General features: G+C 44.1%; 1 pseudogene. It reads right to left on the bottom strand.

Annotation, left to right across the window (positions count from 1 at the left end):
- Positions 1-93 precede the first annotated feature (93 nt).
- Positions 94-883 (bottom strand): annotated as a pseudogene (locus A3738_RS23615) (DNA mismatch repair protein MutS); the annotation flags it as partial.

Here is an 883-nt window from a genome sequence, read left to right as displayed (position 1 = left end):
CATTAATCCCGCGGCTTTCGAGCGGTTTGCAATTCTAGCGATAGCCTTATAATCGATCAAGAGCAAAAACGAATTTGCTTATGCCAATTTGAATTAGCTTAGTTCATCCTTTAGTTGATACAAGGCATTAAGCGCTTCACGAGGGCTTAAGCTATCAACATCAATTCCTTCCAGTAGTTCTTCAACTTTAGATTTGGGCGAACCAAACAGTTCTGCTTGAAAAAAATCGTCTTCTTTAGTATTTTTATTGCAGCTTGCAGATGCACCAACTTTGCCTGAATCAACTGACTGAGCGAACTCTAACGATTTATCGGACTCAAGTTCCGACAACTTGGCTTTCGCGTTAGCGACGACAGAGCTTGGTACACCTGCCAATTGCGCGACTTGTAACCCGTAGCTTTTATTCGCAGCGCCATCTAATACGCTGTGCAAGAAAATAATCTTATCGTCATGCTCTGTAGCTTTCAGATGAACGTTGGTAACGTTACTCAAGCGATCAGCTAGCTGCGTCATTTCAAAATAGTGTGTGGCAAAAAGAGTAAACGCTTTTGTATTGTTTGAGAGATACTCTGCGGCAGACCATGCTAGCGACAATCCATCAAATGTACTCGTTCCACGACCAACCTCATCCATTAGAACCAGACTATTGCTAGTCGCGTTATTAAGGATGTTCGCAGTTTCCGTCATCTCCACCATGAAAGTAGAACGGCCACCTGCGGTGTCATCGGCACTTCCCATGCGTGTAAATATTTGATCGATAGGGCCAAAAGTTGCCGAGTTAGCTGGTACATAAGCGCCTGAATAAGCCATTAGAGCGATGATCGCTACTTGGCGCATGTAGGTAGATTTACCACCCATATTAGGCCCAGTTATCACGAGCATC

This window comes from Oleiphilus sp. HI0066, from assembly GCF_001635725.1.
This window is presented reverse-complemented; position numbering and strand designations above follow the sequence as displayed.